The following is a 19,915-nucleotide window of genomic DNA, read 5'->3' as shown; positions in this document are numbered from 1 at the left end:
TAACATAATGGAACAAGAATACTCACAAAATTCGCCTTACGATTCACCATGGTCGGTATCGCAGCGAATTAAAATGATAGTTTGGGAATATGTTTGGTTATTATTTTGTGTCTGGACTCCAAAACCGGCGAATGCCTGGAGATTATTTTGGCTCAAATTATTTGGCTGCAAAATCTACGGAAAACCATTTGTGCACCAAAGAGCGAGAATTCAAATTCCGTGGAATCTAATTCTTCACGATCATGCTTGTCTGGGAGATCGCGCCAACGCCTACACGCTTGGCATTGTAGAAATATTTGAGCACGCCACAGTAGGGCAGGAAGTGTATTTGTGTACTGGAACCCACGCTTTTGATAATCCGTCAATGAATTTGATTACCAAAAAAATAACAATTCATAAAGGAGTTTTTATAGGAGCGCGAGCACTTATAATGCCAGGCGTAACAGTTGGCGAAAATGCAATTATAGGTGCAGGAAGTTTAGTAACCAAAAATGTCGAGAAAAATACTATCGTAGCAGGAAATCCTGCCAAATTAATAAAATCTAGAAGCTTTGAATAAAATTCCAATTTCCGTAATCGTTTCTGTTAAGAACGAAGCTCAAAATTTACCCTCATGTCTGGGTAAATTAAAGCGATTTTCTCAAGTAATTGTAGTAGATTCAGGTAGCACCGATGATACTATAGATATAGCAAAAGCTATGGGAGCCGAAGTATTGCAATTTCAATGGAATGGTAAATTCCCTAAAAAAAGAAATTGGGCACTTCAAAATGCAAACCTTCTCAACGAATGGATTTTGTTTTTAGATGCTGACGAATTTGTAACTGACGAATTTGTGAACGAAGTAGAAACTAAAACCCAAGATCCTGCTTATAATGGTTTTACCATTCAATTTGAAAACTATTTTATGGGTAGAAAACTGAGATATGGTTATGGATTTAAAAAATCGGCACTTTTTAAAAAATCAAAAGGAGCCTACGAAAAAATCGATGAAGATTTATGGAGCCATTTGGATATGGAAGTGCATGAACATCCTATTATAGAAGGCAAAGTTGGTGTTATTGATGCCAAAGTTATTCATAAAGACTTCAAAAATTTAGAGCATTATATTGACAAACACAATGCTTACTCGACTTGGGAAGCACAAAGGTATTTACAGCTTAAACAATCTAAGAACACTCTTTTATCCTTAAATCAAAAAATTAAATACGGACTTTTAAATACAGGATTACTGCCTGCTGTTTATTTTTTTGGTGCTTACTTTTTAAAATTAGGTTTTTTAGACGGGAAAGAAGGGTTTTATCTGGCGCGTTTTAAGTCACATTACTTTTTTCAAATTCAGACAAAAATTGATTTAATCAAAAATAAATAGAATATATGAAAAGAATACTGATAACTGGAGGAGCTGGATTTGTAGGTTCACATTTATGTAAAAGATTATTGAATGAAGGAAACGAAGTAATTTGCTTGGACAATTATTTTACTGGAGCAAAATCTAACATCATTGAGCTATTGGATAATCCGTATTTTGAAATGGTGCGACATGATATTACAGAACCGTATTATGCTGAGGTTGATGAAATTTACAATCTTGCCTGTCCTGCATCTCCTGTACATTACCAATACAATCCCATTAAAACCATAAAAACGTCTATAATGGGAGCAATTAATGTACTTGGATTAGCGAAACGCATTAATGCTAAAGTATTGCAGGCCAGTACAAGTGAAGTATATGGAGATCCGCTGGTGCATCCTCAAACCGAAAGTTATTGGGGACATGTCAACCCAATTGGGATTCGTTCCTGCTATGATGAAGGAAAACGTTGCGCCGAAACCTTATTTATGGATTATCACAATCAAAATAAAGTAGCGATTAAAATTATTCGAATTTTTAATACCTACGGACCCAATATGAATCCGGCAGATGGGAGAGTGGTTTCCAATTTTATTGTACAAGCATTACAGGGAAAAGATATTACAATTTTTGGAGATGGACTGCAAACCCGCTCTTTTCAATATGTTGATGATTTAGTCGAAGGCATGATTAGAATGATGGGTTCTGCTCCTGAATTTTTAGGACCTGTAAATTTAGGGAACCCAAATGAGTTTACGATGCTGGAACTGGCTCAGACAATTATTGACTTGACAGATTCTAAATCAAAAATAATTCATCTCGATCTTCCGCAAGACGATCCAAAACAAAGACAGCCGGATATTTCTCTGGCAAAAAATAAACTTAATAATTGGGAACCTAAAATCCAGCTTAGAGAAGGTTTGGTTTCTACAATTAACTATTTTGACAAGCTATTGTTAAATCAACAAACAGCTTCTTCTGTTTTTTACTAAAAACATAAATTATCGCTGCTAATTTCTTCCCTAAATTTCCTGATTAAGGACATAGATCGCTCATTTTTAAGGCCTAAACTTCATTTTTTTGGGTTTTAACGAGGATTACGGTGCTTCGTCGAGAACTTTTTTTAGTAGTATTCTTTTGTTTTAGCTTTACCTTATAATTATGAAAGATTTTCACCTTAAAATATAATTATTATGAGAATTACCATAATCACAGTTTGTTACAATCGTAAAAATACAATCGAAAAAGCGATTAAAAGTGTTTTGTCTCAAAATTATCATGATGTAGAATATATAATCGTTGATGGAAACTCTACAGACGGAACCAAAGAAATTATTTCCTCTTATAGTGATAAAATAACTCAGTTCATTTCTGAACCAGATAAAGGAATGTATGATGCCATAAATAAAGGACTTAAACTGGCAACAGGAGACGTTATTGGATTGATGCATTCTGATGATGAATTTTATGATAAAAAGGCTCTAACCAGAATTGCAGCTCGTTTTGAATATGAACCAAACATCGACGGCGTTTACGGCGATGGAGTTTATGTTTCGAATGATCTGCAGGAACGATTAATTAGAGACCGAATAGGAGGTGTTTTCAGTATTAAAAAACTTAAAGAAGGCTGGTTGCCATTGCATCCTACTGTTTATCTAAAGAAAAGTATAATCGATAAACACGGTTTGTACAATCTGGATTTTAAAATTGCTTCTGATACAGAATTCTTACTTCGCTATTTGTACAAATATAAAATTAAGATGAGTTATATCGATTCTTATATCGTTAAGATGAGAATGGGAGGAATGAGCACTAGTTTTAAACGCGCTTTTGAAGTTTTACAAGAAGATTATAAGATTTATAAATTTCATGGTTTAGCAGCAATTGGAACTGTTTTTTTGAAGAAAACAATCGCTTTAAGGCAGTACATCGTTCATTAACATTGATCCATTTGTTTTAAAGAAGTGTAAGTCATCAGCAGAATTTTGATTCACGAAATTTAGATTAAGAATACTAATATATAATATGATTAACATGAAAAAGATTTCCTTTTCAATAATTTTATTGCTTTTAATGATGCTTCAGTCTTGTACGACCAAGAAACAAATGTTGTATTTGCAAGATTTAGATAAATATGCAAACACGACGATTAATTATACATCTCCTAAAATTCAGCCAAATGATATTTTAAAAATTGATGTTGGTGATCTAAATCCTTTAGTTGCTGCACCCTTTAATATTAATAACGGAACCAATAATTCGCAGACTTCTGTAGAAATGATGAGGTTATCAGGATATTTGGTTAATCCGCAAGGAACGATTATGATGCCGATTTTAAATGAAGTTAAGGTTGGAGGATTAACTCCAGCCAATGTCGAAGTCAAAATAAAAGAACGTCTGATCAGTGAGAATTATTTGGTAAATCCAACCGTTCAGGTAAGAGTCCTCAATAATAAATTTACCATTTTGGGAGAAGTAAATTCTCCAGGTGTTATAGCTTTTAGCGAAGAATCTATAAGCTTACTTGACGCAATCGGACTGGCAAAAGACTTGACTTATTCGGCAATTCGTACAGATATACAACTGATTAGAGAGTCAGAAGGAAAACGTTTGGTATATCATATTGACTTGACAACCGCTTCTTGGATGTCGAATCCAAATTTCAGAATCAGACAAAACGATGTTATTGTCGTAACGCCAAATAAACTCAAGGCAAATAGCGGCGGGGTAATCAAAGATCCATTGCAATTAATCGGAATAGTTGCTTCTCTGGCAGCGCTGATTATAGTAATTGCAAAGTAAAATTTACAAGTAAAAAATAGAGTAATAGAATTGCTAATTAATTAAATGGTTATGGATTTTAAAAAAGAATTTTTAAAGTATTTTCAGTATTGGCCTTGGTTTTTACTTAGCTTAATTGTATTTGTAGGTGCTGCTTATATTTTCATAAAAATAACGCCGCCAACATACGAAACTTCGGCTACGATCTTTATTGATAAAAAACAAGAAGACAAAACCAAAATAATTACCATCAGTACAGACAAAAAAAGTAGTGAGGATAATTTAGAAGACGAAATTAGACTGATGACTTCCAATGAGTTTTTGTTGGGTGTAGTAAATAATTTGAATTTAAATTTCAGCTATTTTGAAAAAGCATACACTGTACAAAATAATTATATAAATGAAGTTCCTTTTGTTTTGATTCCAACAGTTTCTAGAGATTCACTGCCACAAGTTACCTATGAAATTAAAATAGACAAAGAAGGATTTACGGTAACAGATCCAGCTGCAGAAAAAAGTTTCAGAATTAAAGGATATCAAAGCAATGAACCAGTGTATGGACTGCCATTTAAAATTCAATTATCTGCAAAAGCAAAAAAGAATCCAGCCTATTATTTTGAGAATGATTATAAGGTAAAAATTGAACCGACAGATATAGCTTTAAAAAATCTGAAAGAAGCGCTTATTGTTTTATCTGACGAAAAAGCACAAGGAGTAATAGAATTACAACACACAGGTTCAAGTCCAGATCGTTCCAGAAAAATATTAAACGAGATGATAACGTTGCTGGATAAAAATATTGTCATCAACAAGCAAAAAGTATTTAGTAATACGGTTTCTTATTTAAATCAAAGGATAAAAAATTTCACCAAAGAAAAAGATTCTATAGAAAGTGTAAAAGAAAAATACCTGCAAAATAATGATATCGGGGTAATGGACAATTACATCGTTGAAAAAACAGCCGATAGAAGCCAGACAAAAGAGAGCTCTATGCTCAACGAACGTCAAATAACACTTACCAATTTTGCGATTAACGATATTAAACAATCTGGCGTTGCACAAACTTTGGGTACAGGTTATAATTTAGATTCTCCAGCTGTTAATCAGATGCTTGTAAATTACAATGCAAAGCTAATGGACAGCCAGCTGATCTTAGAAAGAGCACAAAAAAATAATCCTGCGTATATTAGTTTAATGACCCAGTTAAAGGTTCAAAAACAAGAAATATTAAATACGCTGGAAGGGTATTTAAACTTTCTAATTCAAAATAGTAGAGCAAATAAATCAGAACAAAGTATTGCCGAAGCAAAAGTAAAAAGCATTCCTACAAAAGATAAAGTATTGGGTAATATCAATAGCAATCTTAATATGAAAGAAGAAACTTATGTGGCATTATTGCAAAAGAAAGAAGAAGCAGTTTTAAACGGCGCAATTTTAGAATCAAACCTAAAAACTTTAAATGCTCCTGAAACCAATTATTCGGCAATTTTTCCGCAGCCAAAAGCATTTATGTTAGGAGCTTTTATGTTTGGTTTACTTATTCCTTTCGGGTTCACATATCTTAGATTATTCTTAGATACCAAAATTCACAACGAAGAGGATATTCAAAAGGTAATTGCCGACATTCCAATTTTGGGACATATTCCTAAAATAAATACAAGCGAAAAATTGGACAACACTGCTACTTCTCGTTCGCTGATTGCAGAAGCATCACGAGCCTTAATGTCAAATATATCCTATCTGCTGCCCAGAAATAAGGAAAGTAAAGGAAATGTAATCCTGTTTACATCATCTATTCAGGGAGAAGGAAAATCGTTCTGTGCTTTTCATAATGCCATAACAATTAGTAATCTCAATAAAAAAGTGCTGCTTATTGGAGTCGATTTAAGAAATCCTCAATTACACGATTATTTTAGTATCAATAGAAACGTGTTAGGACTCTCTAATTTCTTAGCTAATAAAGCAGATGACTGGAAAGATTTTTTGCAGAAAGACAATAATTTTTCTACCAACTTAGACGTCTTGTTTGCAGGAGAAACACCGCCAAACCCTTCTCAATTAATTACCAATTCTAATTTTGATTCCTTGATTGAAGAAGCTAGAAAAATTTATGACTACATCATTCTAGATACTGCTCCTGTGCAAATAGTATCTGATACACTGAATTTTAGTCATTTGGCAGACGTAACAGTTTTTGTAGTAAAATACGATTATACAGATAAAAGCAATTTAGTCCAGGTAAGTAATTTTATTAAAAAAGAACAATTAAAAAATGTCGGAATTGTTATAAACGGCGTAAACATGAAAACGGCATACGGATACGGTTATGGCGTAAGCTACGGCTACCAGTATCAAGAAGCAAAAGTAAAGAAACCTTGGTATAAAAGAAGTCTTGCTGTAAAAGGCGCTTAAGCAATACAAAGCCATTTACTAAAATTAAATAATATAAAATGTTTCATAAAATAGTTCTATTGCTATTGCTCTTTGTTATTGGTGCCGTTTTTTATTTTTCGTGGCTGTCTGATCCTGGTTTTGGGGGAGAAACCTATCTGCCAAGATGGCTTTTGAACTGGAGTAACCATTATTATAATTTGCGTACTGCTGTTCCTTTTTTAGCTGTAGGTTTCTTGTTGGAAATCTATACGGAACAGAGTGAATATAACAGCAAAAATTTGAATTTCATACAAAATATTGGGATCGCAACAATAATAGTATGCATAGCTGAGGGAGGACAGTTTTTGATCCAGAGAAGAAGCCCCGATTTGATGGATATTTTTTATGGAATCGTTGGAAGTTTAATAGGAGCATTGTGTTACAATTTATTGAAAAAGATAAGAAATGCGAAACAGACATAAATTTACTTTCATAATGTGCTGCGCCATTGTAGATATGATTGCGATGGTTTTAGGGACTATGATATTTTTGAATTTTGCAACTGAAGAAAATATTGGTTGGAATGGATTATTTCTAAATAAAATGATTCCGATTACAATTTTAAGCTGGTTGTTTTCAGTTACTTATTTTCAATTGTATCGAGTAGACGTTCTTTTTAGTTTAGATGAATTTTTTAGAAACAGCTGGCGTGCTTTCTTTACACAAAGAATATTATGGCACAGTTATATTTTCATTTTTCAGGATGACGTTTTGTACTTCTTTGGAAGCAAGGCAAATTTAATACAGTTGAGTTTTTTACTGTCTTACTTTTTGTTTTCCAGAATTTTGTTTACAGTAGTTATTGGAAAAATAAAAGGCTGGGTTTTTAAGCAATATACAGTTGCAATATGGGGCTTTAATAAAACAAGTATCGAATTGGCTTCTCATTTAGAAAACAATTCATTCTTCATAAATTTTGTGGGTATTCTTAACGAAAATTCGTCTGTAGAATACACAAGTAATGAAGATTTTTCCTTGGCACTGTGTGACGCCATTCATAATGCATCTGAAAATAATATAAATGAATTGTACATAGTTACTAAACCTGATTTTATTTCAGATTTGAATTATTTCTTTGAGCTTGGTGATAAGCATTGTATGCGTTTGAAATTTGTACCCGATTTTTCATCAATTTCAAAAAAACACTTTAACTCAACTCATTTAAATAATTTTCATGTTATCAAGCCCCGTTTTGAGCCTTTACAAAATGCTTATAATAGATTAGCAAAAAGAATATTTGATCTAGCTTTCAGTATTTTGGTTATTGTTTTCATCTTGTCCTGGCTGTATCCTTTGTTAGCTTTTTTAATTAAAAAACAAAGTAAAGGACCAGTTTTATTCAAACAAATGCGAACGGGTAAAAAGAACCAGCATTTTTGGTGTTATAAATTCCGAAGCATGTATGTCAATATGGGAGACGAAACCCAGCAGGCACAAAAAGGAGACAGCAGAGTAACGCCAATAGGAAAATTTATCCGCCGTACCAGTTTAGACGAAATGCCGCAGTTCTTTAATGTTTTGATAGGAAATATGAGTGTCGTAGGGCCGCGCCCTCATATGATTAAGCACACATCTGACTATAATGACCATATCAATAATTTTATGGTACGTCATTTTGTTAAACCAGGAATTACAGGTCTGGCCCAAGTTTCGGGTCTTAGAGGCGAAACTAAAAAAGTATCAGACATGAAACGCCGTGTGACAACAGATATTGAATATGTACAGCGCTGGAGCCTGATTAAGGATATTAAAATTTGCTTTCTAACAGTTATTGTAACCTTAAAAGGAGATAAAAATGCTTTTTAAAAATTATAAAATAAATTAACCAAAAAAATAAACTAATAAACTTAAATAGAAGAAATTATGGACATGACTAATTACCTTATTGGTTTACTCACAGGAGTTTCTGTGACAACCTTTTTTATTGGAAAAGAGTGGTATAAATATTATACTAAATACACGATCCAACAAAAGCAATTGGATCGAGTTTTGAAATTAAACGATAAAATTAAAAAACTGAAAAATTACAGTCCGTCTGAAACTCAAAACTTAAATGTTGGAGTCTAAAATTATTTTTCTGATTTAATTTTTACGAATGCTTGTTAATTATTTAAATCTAGATACTTATTATCAAGTGTAAATAAACGATGTCAAAAACTTAAATAATTTTATGATGAAGTTAATAATGAGCTCGATAAAATGTCGAGCTCATCCCTTTTGAAATTACCTCTACGCCTGTTGCTTATTTTAAGTTCCTTTTATAGTCCGACTATTGAGGAATATTTTTCCTTATATGATTCGTGTTCTTAATGCATATAAAAACTTTTAAATCTCCCTTATCTCCAAGATGTTATATATTCTGTTTTCTTTAATGGAAATACCCAATACATCTAACCTTCTTTATACAACTTTACAAAGCTCCCAAATCCTATTTGAGGCTTAATAGCATTGCGATTGAGCCATTTGCATACATGTTTTTGCTCGTATGTATTCTTCATTTTACAAGTCAGCTAAAAATGAACAGTACTTATTTTGTAAAAACTATATATGATTTTAATTAAAGTCCCGATATGAGAATATAAGGGATTTTCGTGTTTTATGTTGTTGAAGTATAATCTATTATAAATAAGGATAAAAATGCTAAATCTTGAGAGATGATTAAAAAAGAAAAAGTTTTAGTTCGCGATAATAAAGGTATTTTTTTAAAAATGTTCAAAAGAAAGTTCAAGAGTGAATTTGACTTTTCTGAAGATTCCTTCTTGTTGAAAAATGAAAATAAATCGGGAGGTTTTGATCATTCTGTCTTTGTAGTTTATGAATATTCTGAATTAGTAGATTTTTTCGAATTAGACGGAATAAATACAAATTCTATGGTTTGCTTATTTAGTAAACATCTCTATAACAGCTTATCTAGAATAGAAGAGATTAAAGATTTAATTTTAATAGATGCCTCAAAGTCAAAAACAGAAATTTTTGAAGATTTAAAAGTATGCTTTAAAAAGTCTTCATCGCTGCTTCCAAAATTATCTCAGAACAAATTTGTAAAATCAAAAATGCCCAAAAAGCAGCTCGAAGTACTGCAGAGAGCTTTATATTTTATGATGTAAGTAACTCGAAAATTTATTACGAATGCATAGCTCAGCTGGTTAGAGTCTCCCAACTTCAGTCGGGAACGGTCGGGGGTTCGAATCCTTCTGCGTTCGCAAATAGCCACTCCTTTGAGTGGCTTTTCTTTTTTTTAAATTGACTGAAATTGAAAGCAATTTTTAGAAGATTTATTAAAAGCTTTTTCAGAATAGAAAAGTATATTTGCAGCCTGCGATTTATTCCATTCTTCGCTTCGCAGCAATTATTCTAACAGCCTGATAATGTCACAAAATAAAAAATCTATTTATACGCTTCAATTCATTCTGCTTTGCATGAGCTCGCTTTTGTTCTCGTCAAGTTTTAATATGATAATTCCAGAACTTCCAAGTTATTTAAGCAGTCTAGGAGGAGCAGAATATAAAGGATTAATTATTTCATTATTTACTTTAACAGCAGCAATTTCGAGGCCTTTTAGCGGAAAACTAACCGATAAATGGGGACGCGTTCCTGTAATGGCTGTAGGATCTGTCGTTTGCTTGATCTGCGGATTTTTATATCCCATCTTAAGTTCAGTTTCTGGATTTTTACTTTTGCGTTTAGTTCATGGTTTTTCAACCGGATTTAAGCCTACTGCGACTTCTGCTTATGTAGCAGATATTATTCCGCAGGAGCGCTGGGGCGAAGCATTAGGTTTGCATGGTTTATGTTTTAGTATTGGCGGTGCTTTAGGACCTGCATTAGGCGGCTGGGTCGTAAATGCTTATGGCATTGATGTTATGTTTTATGGTTCGTCATTTCTTGCCTTTCTTTCTATTGTCATTGTAATGAACATGAAAGAAACTTTAACAACAAAAGAAAAACTTCACAGATCTATGTTTTATATCGGTCGAAAAGATATTATAGATGTTGGGGCACTTCCTGCAGGAATCATCACTTTCTTTTCTTATACAGCCTATGGTTTGATTTTGACATTGATTCCAGATTGGAGCGAACATTTGGGAGCACAGAATAAAGGAATATTTTTTACAGCCTTTACAATAGCATCTGTTTTGATAAGATTTGGAGCTGGAAAAGTTTCTGACCGACACGGAAGAACGAATGTCATATTAGCAGGACTAGTGGTAACTGCAATTGCATTATTTGTAATAAGCGAAGGCACTCATATAAAGATGCTATTAGCAGGCGCAGCCCTTTACGGAATGGGAACTGGAATTTTATCTCCAGCAATAAGTGCATGGACAATCGATTTAAGCAATCCAGAACACCGCGGCAAAGCAGTAGCCACAATGTATATTTCTATGGAAATAGGAATTGGGTTTGGTGCATTGTTAGGAGGAAGCTACTATAGTGATCATATAATGCGAATACCGCAGATTTTCAAAATAGACATCCTAATAATACTAACGGGACTCTTGTATCTTTTGTATTGGAAAAGCAGAAATACTAATAAAAAATGTTGAAATAAGCAATTTTTAAATTCAGTAAAAATAACGTACATTAGTGTAAAAGCTTACAATAAAGCTCCAACTTTAAATCATAAAAATGTACTTTAAATACCTATTGACTTGTTTCATATTGTTTACAATCACATCCAACTCACAAATTGTAGAAGAGAAAAAAAATTTCCGCGCCGCAGATTCATTGTTAAAAGAACATAGTTTTTCTGTTCATAAGGATAATTATTTTTTAACCGGTATACCGTTGAGCGAACCCATTACACGAAATTCTGCAGATGTAAAATATCAAGTTAGTTTTAAACTTCGACTAAACTCAAAACCTTTATGGGGTGGATTTTTCCCTTATCTAATGTACACTCAAAAAGCATTTTGGGATATTTACGCAAGTTCAAAACCCTTTTCAGAAATTAATTTTAACCCTGGAGTTGCTATCGTTCGTCCGTTTTATTTAAAAGGCGGAAGATTAACGTATGGAACAATTTCGTTGGAACACGAATCAAACGGAAGAGATTCGATCTATTCAAGAACTTGGAATATGCTTGCCTTTTCATTAAAATCACAAGTCTCTCCAAGATGGACAGTTGGAATTAGAGGCTGGATTCCGCTAGTTGATAAAGAAGATAATCCTGGATTAACCAAATATGTCGGTTACGGTGAGGCAAGCGCAACTTATCAGATTCAGCCAGGAAGATGGAGCGCCGACGTTCTTTTTAGAAAAGGAAGCGGACTCATCAATTATGGTTCTCTGCAGACGCAGCTGAACTGGAAACCCTATAAAGACGAGAATTATTACATTACATTGCAATGGTTTGTGGGATATACAGAAAGTTTAATAGATTATCAGGAACATAAAAGCATGCTCCGTTTAGGCTTTACAATCAAACCAGAAAATATGGGAATTTTCTAAATCAAAAAAAACATCATTTTTTAGCAGCATTCCAAAAAAATCCAATTTCGAGACAAAATAAAAAAATATAGTTTTAATTTAATTCAGCTTCTATTTTTTTAAGCTGATTAAAACATCTGAAATGTATTTCTGCGCCTTCTATATATTGTTCAGGAGTCATTCCGTATAAGTTTAGGTTTGCTAAATCGTCTAGGGTAAGAGATTTATTTCTGAGCAGATCATTAGTAAAATCGATTTGGTATTCTTCTTTTGTGTTGTGTATATCCTGGTTGATCATAATGTTATTTTTAATAAGATTCGGTTAGAAATCTTTTTAAGAAGTTATAAGTTTAATTTTTTCAATTGCCTCTTTATTTTCTGCAGCTACTTCTACCAATGCAAGCAAAATGTCATTTCTTAATATTGCTTTATTTCTTACATTTCTAATCAAAGCTTTACTTGGAGGAGTTTTTCCTTTTTTAAGCAGGCAAGCGATAGTTAAGTCGACATAGGTAACTGGTAAATGCTTGTCAATAAATTCGTAAGCTTTTAGGTTGTGAGAATTATCTTCTTTAAAATTGCTGTTTTTGATTAATTTTGACATATATTTGCTATTAATAACTTAATCTTTTATAATTTATGTAAATGTAAGAAAAATATTATATTTTAAATAAGTTTTTATGTTAAAAAAAGTATTTTGAGTACATTTTATATTGAATTTAAATAATGATGTATAACGAAAAATTAAGCAAATTCTTTAAAGCTAAAGGATTAAAGCAAAAAGAGGTTGGCGAAATTTTAGGATTTAGCCCAGTAATGATTGGAAGATATTTACATGGTACTGCTAATATTGGATCTGAATTCCTTATTAGTTTAAGTAAAAACTTCCCAGATGTAGATTTGAATGATCTTTTTGCTCCAGAAAAAGAGCAAAATATGGTTAATGAAGACAGGGCGGTTTACGAAAAACATGATATTCTTAATGATTTAGAAGAAATAGAAGATCGTATCCATACCATTAGATTGCGCCTGGCAGAAAAAAAGTTTGAGGAATAGTTTTAAAAAATAATTTTCCGAAAATATCTAACAAAATAAACCTGAAAAAGAATTATTGAAACCACTCCAATAGAGTGGTTTTTTTATTTTACAAAGTTTATAGTTAAATAAATGTGTTATAGTAGATTAAGTTTTTTTTTATTAAATTTGATAGACAATTTCTAGCCAGAATACACATGGAAAAATTAAAACGACCGGTTTATGTCAAACCCGGAACTGATGATTTTTTTAAAAAGATGCGTTTAGAAGTGAATGAAACCGTCTTAAAGAATTCATCTTTATACGTATTAAATGTTGTAAAATCTCTAGGACTTCTAGTTGTTTTCTTTCTATTTTACAGCTGTATTTTACTTTTTGGTAACCAGACCTATTTGCTTTTTCTATTTTATATTTTGTCTGGAATTACTATGATTGTTTTATTTATAAATGCTTTTCATGATGCAGCGCATGGAGCATTGTTTAGAAAACCGAAACATAATGAATGGTTTTTATATGTTTTAGAACTCTTCGGCAGTAATCACTGGCTCTGGATGCGCCGTCATATCAGCCTGCATCATGCATATCCAAATGTTCCAGATTGGGATGTAGATATCAAACAAAGCGATATAATTAGAATATTTCCCAACAGTCCATTACTTAATTATCATAAATATCAGCATATTTATATGTGGTTTATATATCCATTTTATAGTCTCAACTGGATTTATATACGAGATTTTAAAGACTTTTTTGGTACCAAAGATAATTACGTAAAAAAAGTAGTCGAAAAGATTCCGAAACCAGAAATCTATCGCTTATTTGCGGCCAAGATTATTAATATTGCTTATTTGCTTTTCCTGCCAATGATACTTTTAAAACAGCCTTGGTATATGGTTCTGTTTGCCTGGCTGTCTATGCACATGTGCGGCAGTGCGCTTGGGGTAGTAGCCTTGGTTTCGACTCATGTCGATGAAGATGCTCATTTTCCGAATACAGATGAAGAAGGCAATCTTTCTGATACTTGGGCAGTACATCAAATGATAGTTACCAAAGATTTTAGCACCAATAGTAAACTAGCAAATTTTTTATACGGCGGATTTACACATCACGTGGCCCATCATCTTTTTCCAGGTGTTGGGCATACTTATTATCCATACATTACCCCAATAATAAGACGTTACGCAGAAGAATACAACCTGCCTTATACTTCGTATCCTTTTTATCACGCCGTGCGTTCCCATTTCAGAATGCTCAAAAATAAAGGAGTAAAAGAAAATATTTTAATGACGGGGGAAATTTGATTAAAAATTAAAAGTTAAAAGTTAAAAGTTAAAAGTTAAAAGTTAAAAGTTAAAAGTTAAAAGTTAAAAGTTAAAAGTTAAAAGTTAAAAGTTAAAATAGGCATTAAACACCAACCATTAACAATTAACAATTAACAATTAACAATTAACAATTAACAATTAACAATTAACAATTAACAATTTACCATCAACCATTAACCATCAACCATTAACCATTACCATTAACAATTACCCCTCAACTTCTACATTTTCTTTTTTAACGTTCAAATCTTTCAAGAAGTTATCCTTAATTTCGATTTCAAAATCATCTTCTTTAAAAATAGTTAGCTTAGATTTTTCAAACTTGTAAACATTTATCTTGTTATTTTTTACGTCGATAAAAAGATCATACGAATACGTACTGCAGTCGTGTTGTTTACATCCCCAGGCATGCAGGATATTTTCCTGTTTTTCAAAAGGCGTTTCTGTATTCCAATATTTTACCATTTGATCATAATCAGCTCCTAATAATTTTTTCAGCCTTGGAGCCAGACTGCTTTTAGTTAAAAACTGAGTTCCAATAACGCTTTTATCAACCAAATCATTTAAGGTATCTGACGGATTAATTACGGCCGAATCTGATTGTAAGGCATGTGTTATTATAGAGGTTGAATCTGTTGTAGGAAGACTTTTAACCGTTTCTTTTTTACATGAAATCAATATAAAACTACTTAATATAACTAGAGAAAAGTATTTGGCTTTGCAATTCATAATAATTGATTTTAGAATTAATAATTTAAATTATAAAGTCATAATAATCTAATATTCATAAAGATATTAAAATAAAGTCTGTTTTGAAAGAGATTTAAATCCATGTAAATTATAAAACATATTATTTTAGTGTAAAGATCAAATTATAAAGAAAGCAGTTTTAAGTTTTTTTGATTAACTTCAATTTTTTAAAATTATAAAGCAATGAATTGTTTTTCAAAACTTTTATGCGTTTTCCTTTTTGGTACCGCATCTTTACAAGCACAAAACGAAGCCTACACAGATATTTCTGAATCACAAATTTCAGATACAACATTTGTCAATCTAAGAGATTACAGTAATGATTTTATCTACGACATGAAATACGCAACCGAAGATAATTTTCTAAAAGCAAAAGTATATGATTGTGCCGAATGTATGCTGCGTTTAAAAACGGTCAAAGCTTTAATTGCGGCCAATACTGATTTTCTAAAAAAAGGCTATAGAATCAAATTATTTGATTGTTACAGACCTTTGGATATCCAAAAGAAAATGTGGGAGATTGTGTCGAATCCAGAATACGTTGCAGATCCAAAAAAAGGCTCCATCCATAATAGAGGAGGAGCCGTAGATATTTCTTTGGTAGATATAAATGGACAAGAAGTCGATATGGGAACTTCTTTTGACTTTTTCGGAATTCAAGCGAGCCACAATTTCAAACAGCTTTCAAAAGAAATCCTTTCAAAAAGAGCTTATCTGAAAAAAGTTATGATTAAAAACGGCTTTAATTCTTTTGATTCAGAATGGTGGCATTATAATTTAAAAGCGGGTTTAAAAGATAAAGTTGCCAATCAAAAATGGAAATGTGATTAATTATTCGACACATCGAATGTTGTCCATAAAATAAGTATTTGGATGGAAAACTTTACCATTCATTTCAGATGTTAATTCAGACTTTACAATGTAATCTTCAATGTTGGTTAAATATTTAACTCGCATTAAGGTTACAGGAGATTTTTTCAGCTCTTCGTAATTATCTTTCATAAAAAGAAAAATACCAGTATTAACACGATTGTCAAAACCTTTTTCGTCACGGATAAGAGTTCCGCAATTTTCTTGGTTAATGTGCATTAGCGAAACAATTTTTCCGTTTTGCAGTTGTAAAAATATTTTAGAATTTTTGTCAAAACAATTCGCTTTGATAAATTCTTTACTTTTTTGAATTAACTGCACATTTAAAGTCGGTAGTCCGTCTGTTTGAGCAAGCGAAAAAAAGATGTAATTAGAAGTTCCTCCAAAATTTTTCTCGTTTACTAAATATTCGTTGGTGATTTTATAAGAACCAATAGAATCGGTAACGTTGGTACTATATTCACATGGTTTTTGGGCAAAAGCGGTAAGGGTTAATAGAAAAATGGTTAAAGTAAATAGTTGTTTCATTGTTTAGATTATTTTGCTGCAAATTAAAACTATTTTGTTATCTTTTACATCGGTTGTAAAAAAACAATACAAATTCCCGCCATTTTTTATTTTCCATTTTTTTCTAATATTTTCCACCGTTTCTGGAAAATTACGCGTTGTGATATTCGCCTGCTGATTCGCAAGTTCATTTTTCATTTCGTTTTTATTGTACGGAATCACTTTTTGGATTTCAAATCTTCTTCCCGGAAAATCAATTAAGTTCTCTGAACTGTACAAATGGGAATGTTTGTGAAGTTTGTTAATTTGAAAAACAGCACTTACTTCATCAAAACCGCCAGATTTCATAATAGCCGAATTGGGTTCATAAAGATATTTCTGCGGAAAATCATAAATAGGAAAAGAAATTTCGCCTAAAACAAACTCAAAAGTTTCGGTTGTCTCTTTTAAAATATTGGCAGTCTTTAATTTTATTTCACTTGAATAATTTTTGTGAATTTCAAAAAGTAATTCTTTAACCTCATTTTCCAGTGCAATGACATGAATGTTTTTTACATTTTTCAATTCAGACAATCCAGCCGAAATATCCAGCAAAGGCGCAGTTTTAATTAAAATAGAATCTGCTTTTTCAAAATAAAAATCAAGTAATTCGGGAACATTTGGCAGGCAGTCTTTCAGCATAAAAACTTTGCCTTTCGCATCATTTCTTCGCGAAGGATCTATGTAAATACAATCATATTTTTGATCGGATTTTTCTAATAAATGAATGGAATCGCCAGCATAAAAAGTACAGTTTTTAATCTCTAACTGATTGAAATTATGTTTTACAATTTCAGATAAATCTTCATTGATTTCGCAGTGCGTTACAGCTTTAAATTTCTTAGAAAAGTAATAATCATCAACACCAAAACCGCCTGTAAGATCGACTAAAGTTTCACCAGAAATTAAATCAGCTTTGTAAGCAGCTGTTTTTTCTGAAGAAGTCTGTTCTACCGAAATTTTGCTTGGATAAATAATATTTGCAGCCGAAAACCAAGTCGGAAGTTTTTCTTTTGCTTTAGAACGCGCTTCGATTTGATTTAAAATTACAATCCAGTCTGCTTCTGGAAATGGATTTTTCTGAAGGGCTAGTTTCGTTAAGTCTACACCAGTATTTTGAATTATAAATTCCTGAATATCTGGATGCAAAATAGAAGTGTTCAAAGCTAAATTCTTTCGGTTAATACGGAGACAATTTTATTGTTAGGAAAAAATTCTTTCAAGATTACTTTAATCATTGTAAAAACCGGAACCGCGATGATCATACCAACAATTCCAAACGTAATACCGCTAATTAAAATAATTAAAAATATTTCTAACGGGTGCGAATTTACACTTTTTGACGAAATTATTGGCTGGCTGATATTATTGTCAATAGCCTGAACGACTAAAAATCCTATTATTACATAGATTGTAGTCGGCAGAATTTCCGATTGAAAATCTTGTCCGATCATGCTGATCATGGTTAAGATTCCAGCCAAAGTAGTTCCGATAATCGGTCCCAAATATGGAATTATATTTAATATGGCACACAAAAAAGCAATTACAAATGCATTTTTATTTCCGAATATGAGCAATACAATCAGGTATAGAATAAATACCACTATCAACTGCAATAGCAAACCAATAAAATAGCGGGTCAATAGATGATTTATTTTGGTGATTGAGTTTATAATTTTGTCTTCATTTGAATCTGGAAGTATTCTTCTCGCTTGATCTTTAAAAACGGTTTGATCTTTAATAAAAAAGAAAGTAATAAAAAATACTGATACTAATCCCATTCCCATATTGGCCATGAAATTAAGTATTGAATTAAGAAATCCTGTAAAATAGCTGAAATCCAGTACGGAAGTAAGTTTAGAATCCTTTATAACTTTATTTAAATCAATATGCTGGATATTAAAATATTCCTCAAGATGTCTTTCTGTTTCCATAAATTTTGTCTGAAGATGCGCTGTATCTAAAAGCGCTAAATTGTTGGCCTGAGAAATAATTAACGGAACAAACAATAATATGAAGCCTGCAATTAAAAAAACAAAAAGAATGATCGTTGTTGTAGCAGCTAAAGAATTGCTGAATTTTAATTTATTCTTTAAAAATAAAACCAACGGATTTGAAATTAAGCATAATAGTAATGAAATGCATAAGTATACAATTACTGTTTGAATTGAATATAAAAAGTATAAAATTATACCAATTATTAAGATTGTTGCTAAAGCTCTTAAAATTCCGTTTGAAATAGTTTTTGAGGTGATCATGTTTTCATTTTAGACTATAAATATAGGAAAAAGCATTTTAAAATTTGAGTTTAAATAAAAAAAGCGGGATGTATTACATCCCGCTTTGCCATATAATTTTTTGCTGATTATTGTGCAAATGAAGCTCTAGCACCTCCAGTTGTGAATATTGCAGCTATTCTGTTTTTTTGTCCAGTTGAGAACATATACATTGCAGCATCATCAACATAATCCATGTAGTTCATAGTCATTTCTACAGGATTTCCTGAACAAGTACTATAGTGAGGATAAGCAGGAACGCCATAGTTTTCTGCGTTATGAGTAGGAGTATCGGCAACAAGGTCGCTTCCGCAAGTTGCATCTCCCCAGATATGACGTAAGTTCATCCAGTGTCCAACTTCGTGAGTAGCAGTTCTTCCTAAGTTAAATGGAGCATTTGCAGAACCAGATAATCCAAAATAACGTGGGTCAATAACAACCCCATCTGTAGATGAAGATCCGCCAGGAAATTGTGCGTAACCTAAAATTCCGCCTCCAATGTTACAAGTCCAAATGTTTAATTTAGTTGTTGGAGAAGTAGGAGCAAGTCCGCCTTGAGCTGTTTTTTTCATGGCATCATTTGTACCCCAAGAAGTTTTGGTAGTAGATTTTCTAATGATCTGATCTAAAACAAATGTAATTCCGATATTAGCTTTAACTCCAGAGAATAAAGCAGGTACATTATTAAAATCAGAGTTTAATGCATTAAAATCTTTGTTTAAAACGTCAATCTGCGATTGAATTTGTGCATCTGAAATATTTTGTGCAGCAGTTCTATACAGAACGTTTACTACAACTGGAATTTCGATTTTGCCATTTACTAAACGGCCTGTAAAATTGGTAAGAGAATGTTTTGCAGTAAATGCTTCAATCTCATTCATTCTAATAGCTAATGAAGGATCAGCTTTTAATTGTGCTTCTAAAACGTCTTGTGTAGCACATCCTCGGCGAGAAGCTGCTACTGCATCTGGACTGTTAGAATCAGATTGTTCATTTTGACAAGCAAAGAGCATTAATGCTGCAAATGTGGTAATAATAACTTTTTTCATAATAATTTGGGTTTTTGTTATAAAAATGTTGATTAGTTAAACATTGCAGCAATTTTATAACAAAAATAAAT

Annotated in this window: 22 protein-coding genes and 1 tRNA gene; 16 read left to right on the top strand and 7 right to left on the bottom strand. The window is 32.1% G+C overall.

From position 1 onward, the window contains the following. The first annotated feature begins 7 nt into the window (after positions 1 to 7). From QMG60_RS20055 to QMG60_RS19995, 13 genes are all read left to right on the top strand, one after another. A complete protein-coding gene (locus QMG60_RS20055; RefSeq protein ID WP_134140103.1) occupies positions 8 to 559 on the top strand; it encodes a DapH/DapD/GlmU-related protein in 552 nt (183 codons plus the stop codon). Continuing rightward, entirely contained in the window at positions 552 to 1,370 is an 819-nt protein-coding gene (locus QMG60_RS20050) for a glycosyltransferase family 2 protein (RefSeq protein WP_281866177.1), read from the top strand. The genes QMG60_RS20055 and QMG60_RS20050 overlap by 8 nt, the downstream gene beginning before the upstream one ends. Positions 1,371 to 1,375: 5 nt before the next feature. Then, the gene (locus QMG60_RS20045; protein ID WP_281866176.1) at positions 1,376 to 2,344 is read left to right on the top strand and encodes a UDP-glucuronic acid decarboxylase family protein; all 969 of its coding nucleotides are present in this window, start codon (positions 1,376 to 1,378) and stop codon (positions 2,342 to 2,344) included. A gap of 201 nt (positions 2,345 to 2,545) precedes the next feature. Continuing rightward, a complete protein-coding gene (locus tag QMG60_RS20040) occupies positions 2,546 to 3,292 on the top strand; it encodes a glycosyltransferase family 2 protein (protein WP_281866175.1) in 747 nt (248 codons plus the stop codon). Positions 3,293 to 3,386: 94 nt separating this feature from the next. Then, positions 3,387 to 4,154: a polysaccharide biosynthesis/export family protein gene (locus tag QMG60_RS20035; protein WP_157848507.1), complete on the top strand. Its 768-nt coding sequence runs from the start codon at positions 3,387 to 3,389 to the stop codon at positions 4,152 to 4,154. Positions 4,155 to 4,205: 51 nt separating this feature from the next. Next, positions 4,206 to 6,545 carry a polysaccharide biosynthesis tyrosine autokinase gene (locus tag QMG60_RS20030; RefSeq protein WP_281866174.1) on the top strand — a complete coding sequence of 780 codons (2,340 nt, stop codon included), beginning with the start codon at positions 4,206 to 4,208 and terminating at the stop codon, positions 6,543 to 6,545. A gap of 38 nt (positions 6,546 to 6,583) precedes the next feature. Continuing rightward, positions 6,584 to 6,988, top strand: a complete 405-nt coding sequence (locus QMG60_RS20025; RefSeq protein ID WP_057116519.1) for a VanZ family protein — start codon at positions 6,584 to 6,586, stop codon at positions 6,986 to 6,988. Then, positions 6,972 to 8,372, top strand: coding sequence for an exopolysaccharide biosynthesis polyprenyl glycosylphosphotransferase (locus QMG60_RS20020; protein ID WP_134140111.1), 1,401 nt, complete (start codon positions 6,972 to 6,974; stop codon positions 8,370 to 8,372). The genes QMG60_RS20025 and QMG60_RS20020 overlap by 17 nt, the downstream gene beginning before the upstream one ends. 57 nt (positions 8,373 to 8,429) lie before the next feature. Further along, a complete protein-coding gene (locus QMG60_RS20015; protein WP_128414957.1) occupies positions 8,430 to 8,633 on the top strand; it encodes a hypothetical protein in 204 nt (67 codons plus the stop codon). A gap of 587 nt (positions 8,634 to 9,220) precedes the next feature. Then, a complete protein-coding gene (locus tag QMG60_RS20010; protein WP_057116516.1) occupies positions 9,221 to 9,673 on the top strand; it encodes a hypothetical protein in 453 nt (150 codons plus the stop codon). Positions 9,674 to 9,693: 20 nt separating this feature from the next. After that, positions 9,694 to 9,769, top strand: a tRNA-OTHER gene (locus tag QMG60_RS20005). Between the two features lie 165 nt (positions 9,770 to 9,934). After that, complete coding sequence (locus tag QMG60_RS20000; RefSeq protein WP_281866173.1) at positions 9,935 to 11,113, top strand: MFS transporter; 1,179 nt, start codon at positions 9,935 to 9,937, stop codon at positions 11,111 to 11,113. An 82-nt stretch (positions 11,114 to 11,195) separates the two neighbouring features. Then, entirely contained in the window at positions 11,196 to 12,017 is an 822-nt protein-coding gene (locus tag QMG60_RS19995; protein ID WP_057116514.1) for a phospholipase A, read from the top strand. A 73-nt stretch (positions 12,018 to 12,090) separates the two neighbouring features. On the opposite strand, the gene QMG60_RS19990 is transcribed toward QMG60_RS19995, so the two are convergent. Next, the gene (locus QMG60_RS19990) at positions 12,091 to 12,294 is read right to left on the bottom strand and encodes a hypothetical protein (protein ID WP_128414956.1); all 204 of its coding nucleotides are present in this window, start codon (positions 12,292 to 12,294) and stop codon (positions 12,091 to 12,093) included. Positions 12,295 to 12,330: 36 nt separating this feature from the next. Continuing rightward, on the bottom strand, positions 12,331 to 12,600 hold the full coding sequence (locus QMG60_RS19985) for a hypothetical protein (protein WP_057116512.1): 270 nt from the start codon (positions 12,598 to 12,600) through the stop codon (positions 12,331 to 12,333). Positions 12,601 to 12,722: 122 nt separating this feature from the next. Here QMG60_RS19985 and QMG60_RS19980 point away from each other — a divergent pair, with 122 nt between their 5' ends. Together QMG60_RS19980 and QMG60_RS19975 are read left to right on the top strand one after the other, a co-directional pair. Continuing rightward, a complete protein-coding gene (locus QMG60_RS19980; RefSeq protein ID WP_082586781.1) occupies positions 12,723 to 13,052 on the top strand; it encodes a helix-turn-helix transcriptional regulator in 330 nt (109 codons plus the stop codon). Between the two features lie 176 nt (positions 13,053 to 13,228). Continuing rightward, on the top strand, positions 13,229 to 14,332 hold the full coding sequence (locus QMG60_RS19975) for an acyl-CoA desaturase (RefSeq protein WP_281866172.1): 1,104 nt from the start codon (positions 13,229 to 13,231) through the stop codon (positions 14,330 to 14,332). A 228-nt stretch (positions 14,333 to 14,560) separates the two neighbouring features. On the opposite strand, the gene QMG60_RS19970 is transcribed toward QMG60_RS19975, so the two are convergent. After that, positions 14,561 to 15,082: a hypothetical protein gene (locus tag QMG60_RS19970; protein WP_281866171.1), complete on the bottom strand. Its 522-nt coding sequence runs from the start codon at positions 15,080 to 15,082 to the stop codon at positions 14,561 to 14,563. A 204-nt stretch (positions 15,083 to 15,286) separates the two neighbouring features. Here QMG60_RS19970 and QMG60_RS19965 point away from each other — a divergent pair, with 204 nt between their 5' ends. Next, complete coding sequence (locus QMG60_RS19965) at positions 15,287 to 15,934, top strand: M15 family metallopeptidase (protein WP_281866170.1); 648 nt, start codon at positions 15,287 to 15,289, stop codon at positions 15,932 to 15,934. Here QMG60_RS19965 and QMG60_RS19960 read toward each other — a convergent pair whose 3' ends face one another. The 4 genes from QMG60_RS19960 to QMG60_RS19945 all read right to left on the bottom strand — a co-directional run bounded on the left by QMG60_RS19960 (position 15,935) and on the right by QMG60_RS19945 (position 19,844). Further along, on the bottom strand, positions 15,935 to 16,501 hold the full coding sequence (locus tag QMG60_RS19960) for a hypothetical protein (protein WP_057116506.1): 567 nt from the start codon (positions 16,499 to 16,501) through the stop codon (positions 15,935 to 15,937). A gap of 3 nt (positions 16,502 to 16,504) precedes the next feature. Continuing rightward, positions 16,505 to 17,683 (bottom strand): class I SAM-dependent methyltransferase, encoded by a 1,179-nt coding sequence (locus QMG60_RS19955; protein WP_281866169.1) that lies wholly within the window; start codon positions 17,681 to 17,683, stop codon positions 16,505 to 16,507. A 2-nt stretch (positions 17,684 to 17,685) separates the two neighbouring features. Next, entirely contained in the window at positions 17,686 to 18,777 is a 1,092-nt protein-coding gene (locus tag QMG60_RS19950; protein WP_134140123.1) for an AI-2E family transporter, read from the bottom strand. A gap of 107 nt (positions 18,778 to 18,884) precedes the next feature. Further along, the gene (locus QMG60_RS19945) at positions 18,885 to 19,844 is read right to left on the bottom strand and encodes a zinc metalloprotease (RefSeq protein WP_281866168.1); all 960 of its coding nucleotides are present in this window, start codon (positions 19,842 to 19,844) and stop codon (positions 18,885 to 18,887) included. Positions 19,845 to 19,915 lie beyond the last annotated feature (71 nt).

Origin of the sequence: Flavobacterium sp. GSB-24 (assembly GCF_027924665.1) — a bacterium.
GTDB lineage: Bacteria > Bacteroidota > Bacteroidia > Flavobacteriales > Flavobacteriaceae > Flavobacterium.
This window is presented reverse-complemented; position numbering and strand designations above follow the sequence as displayed.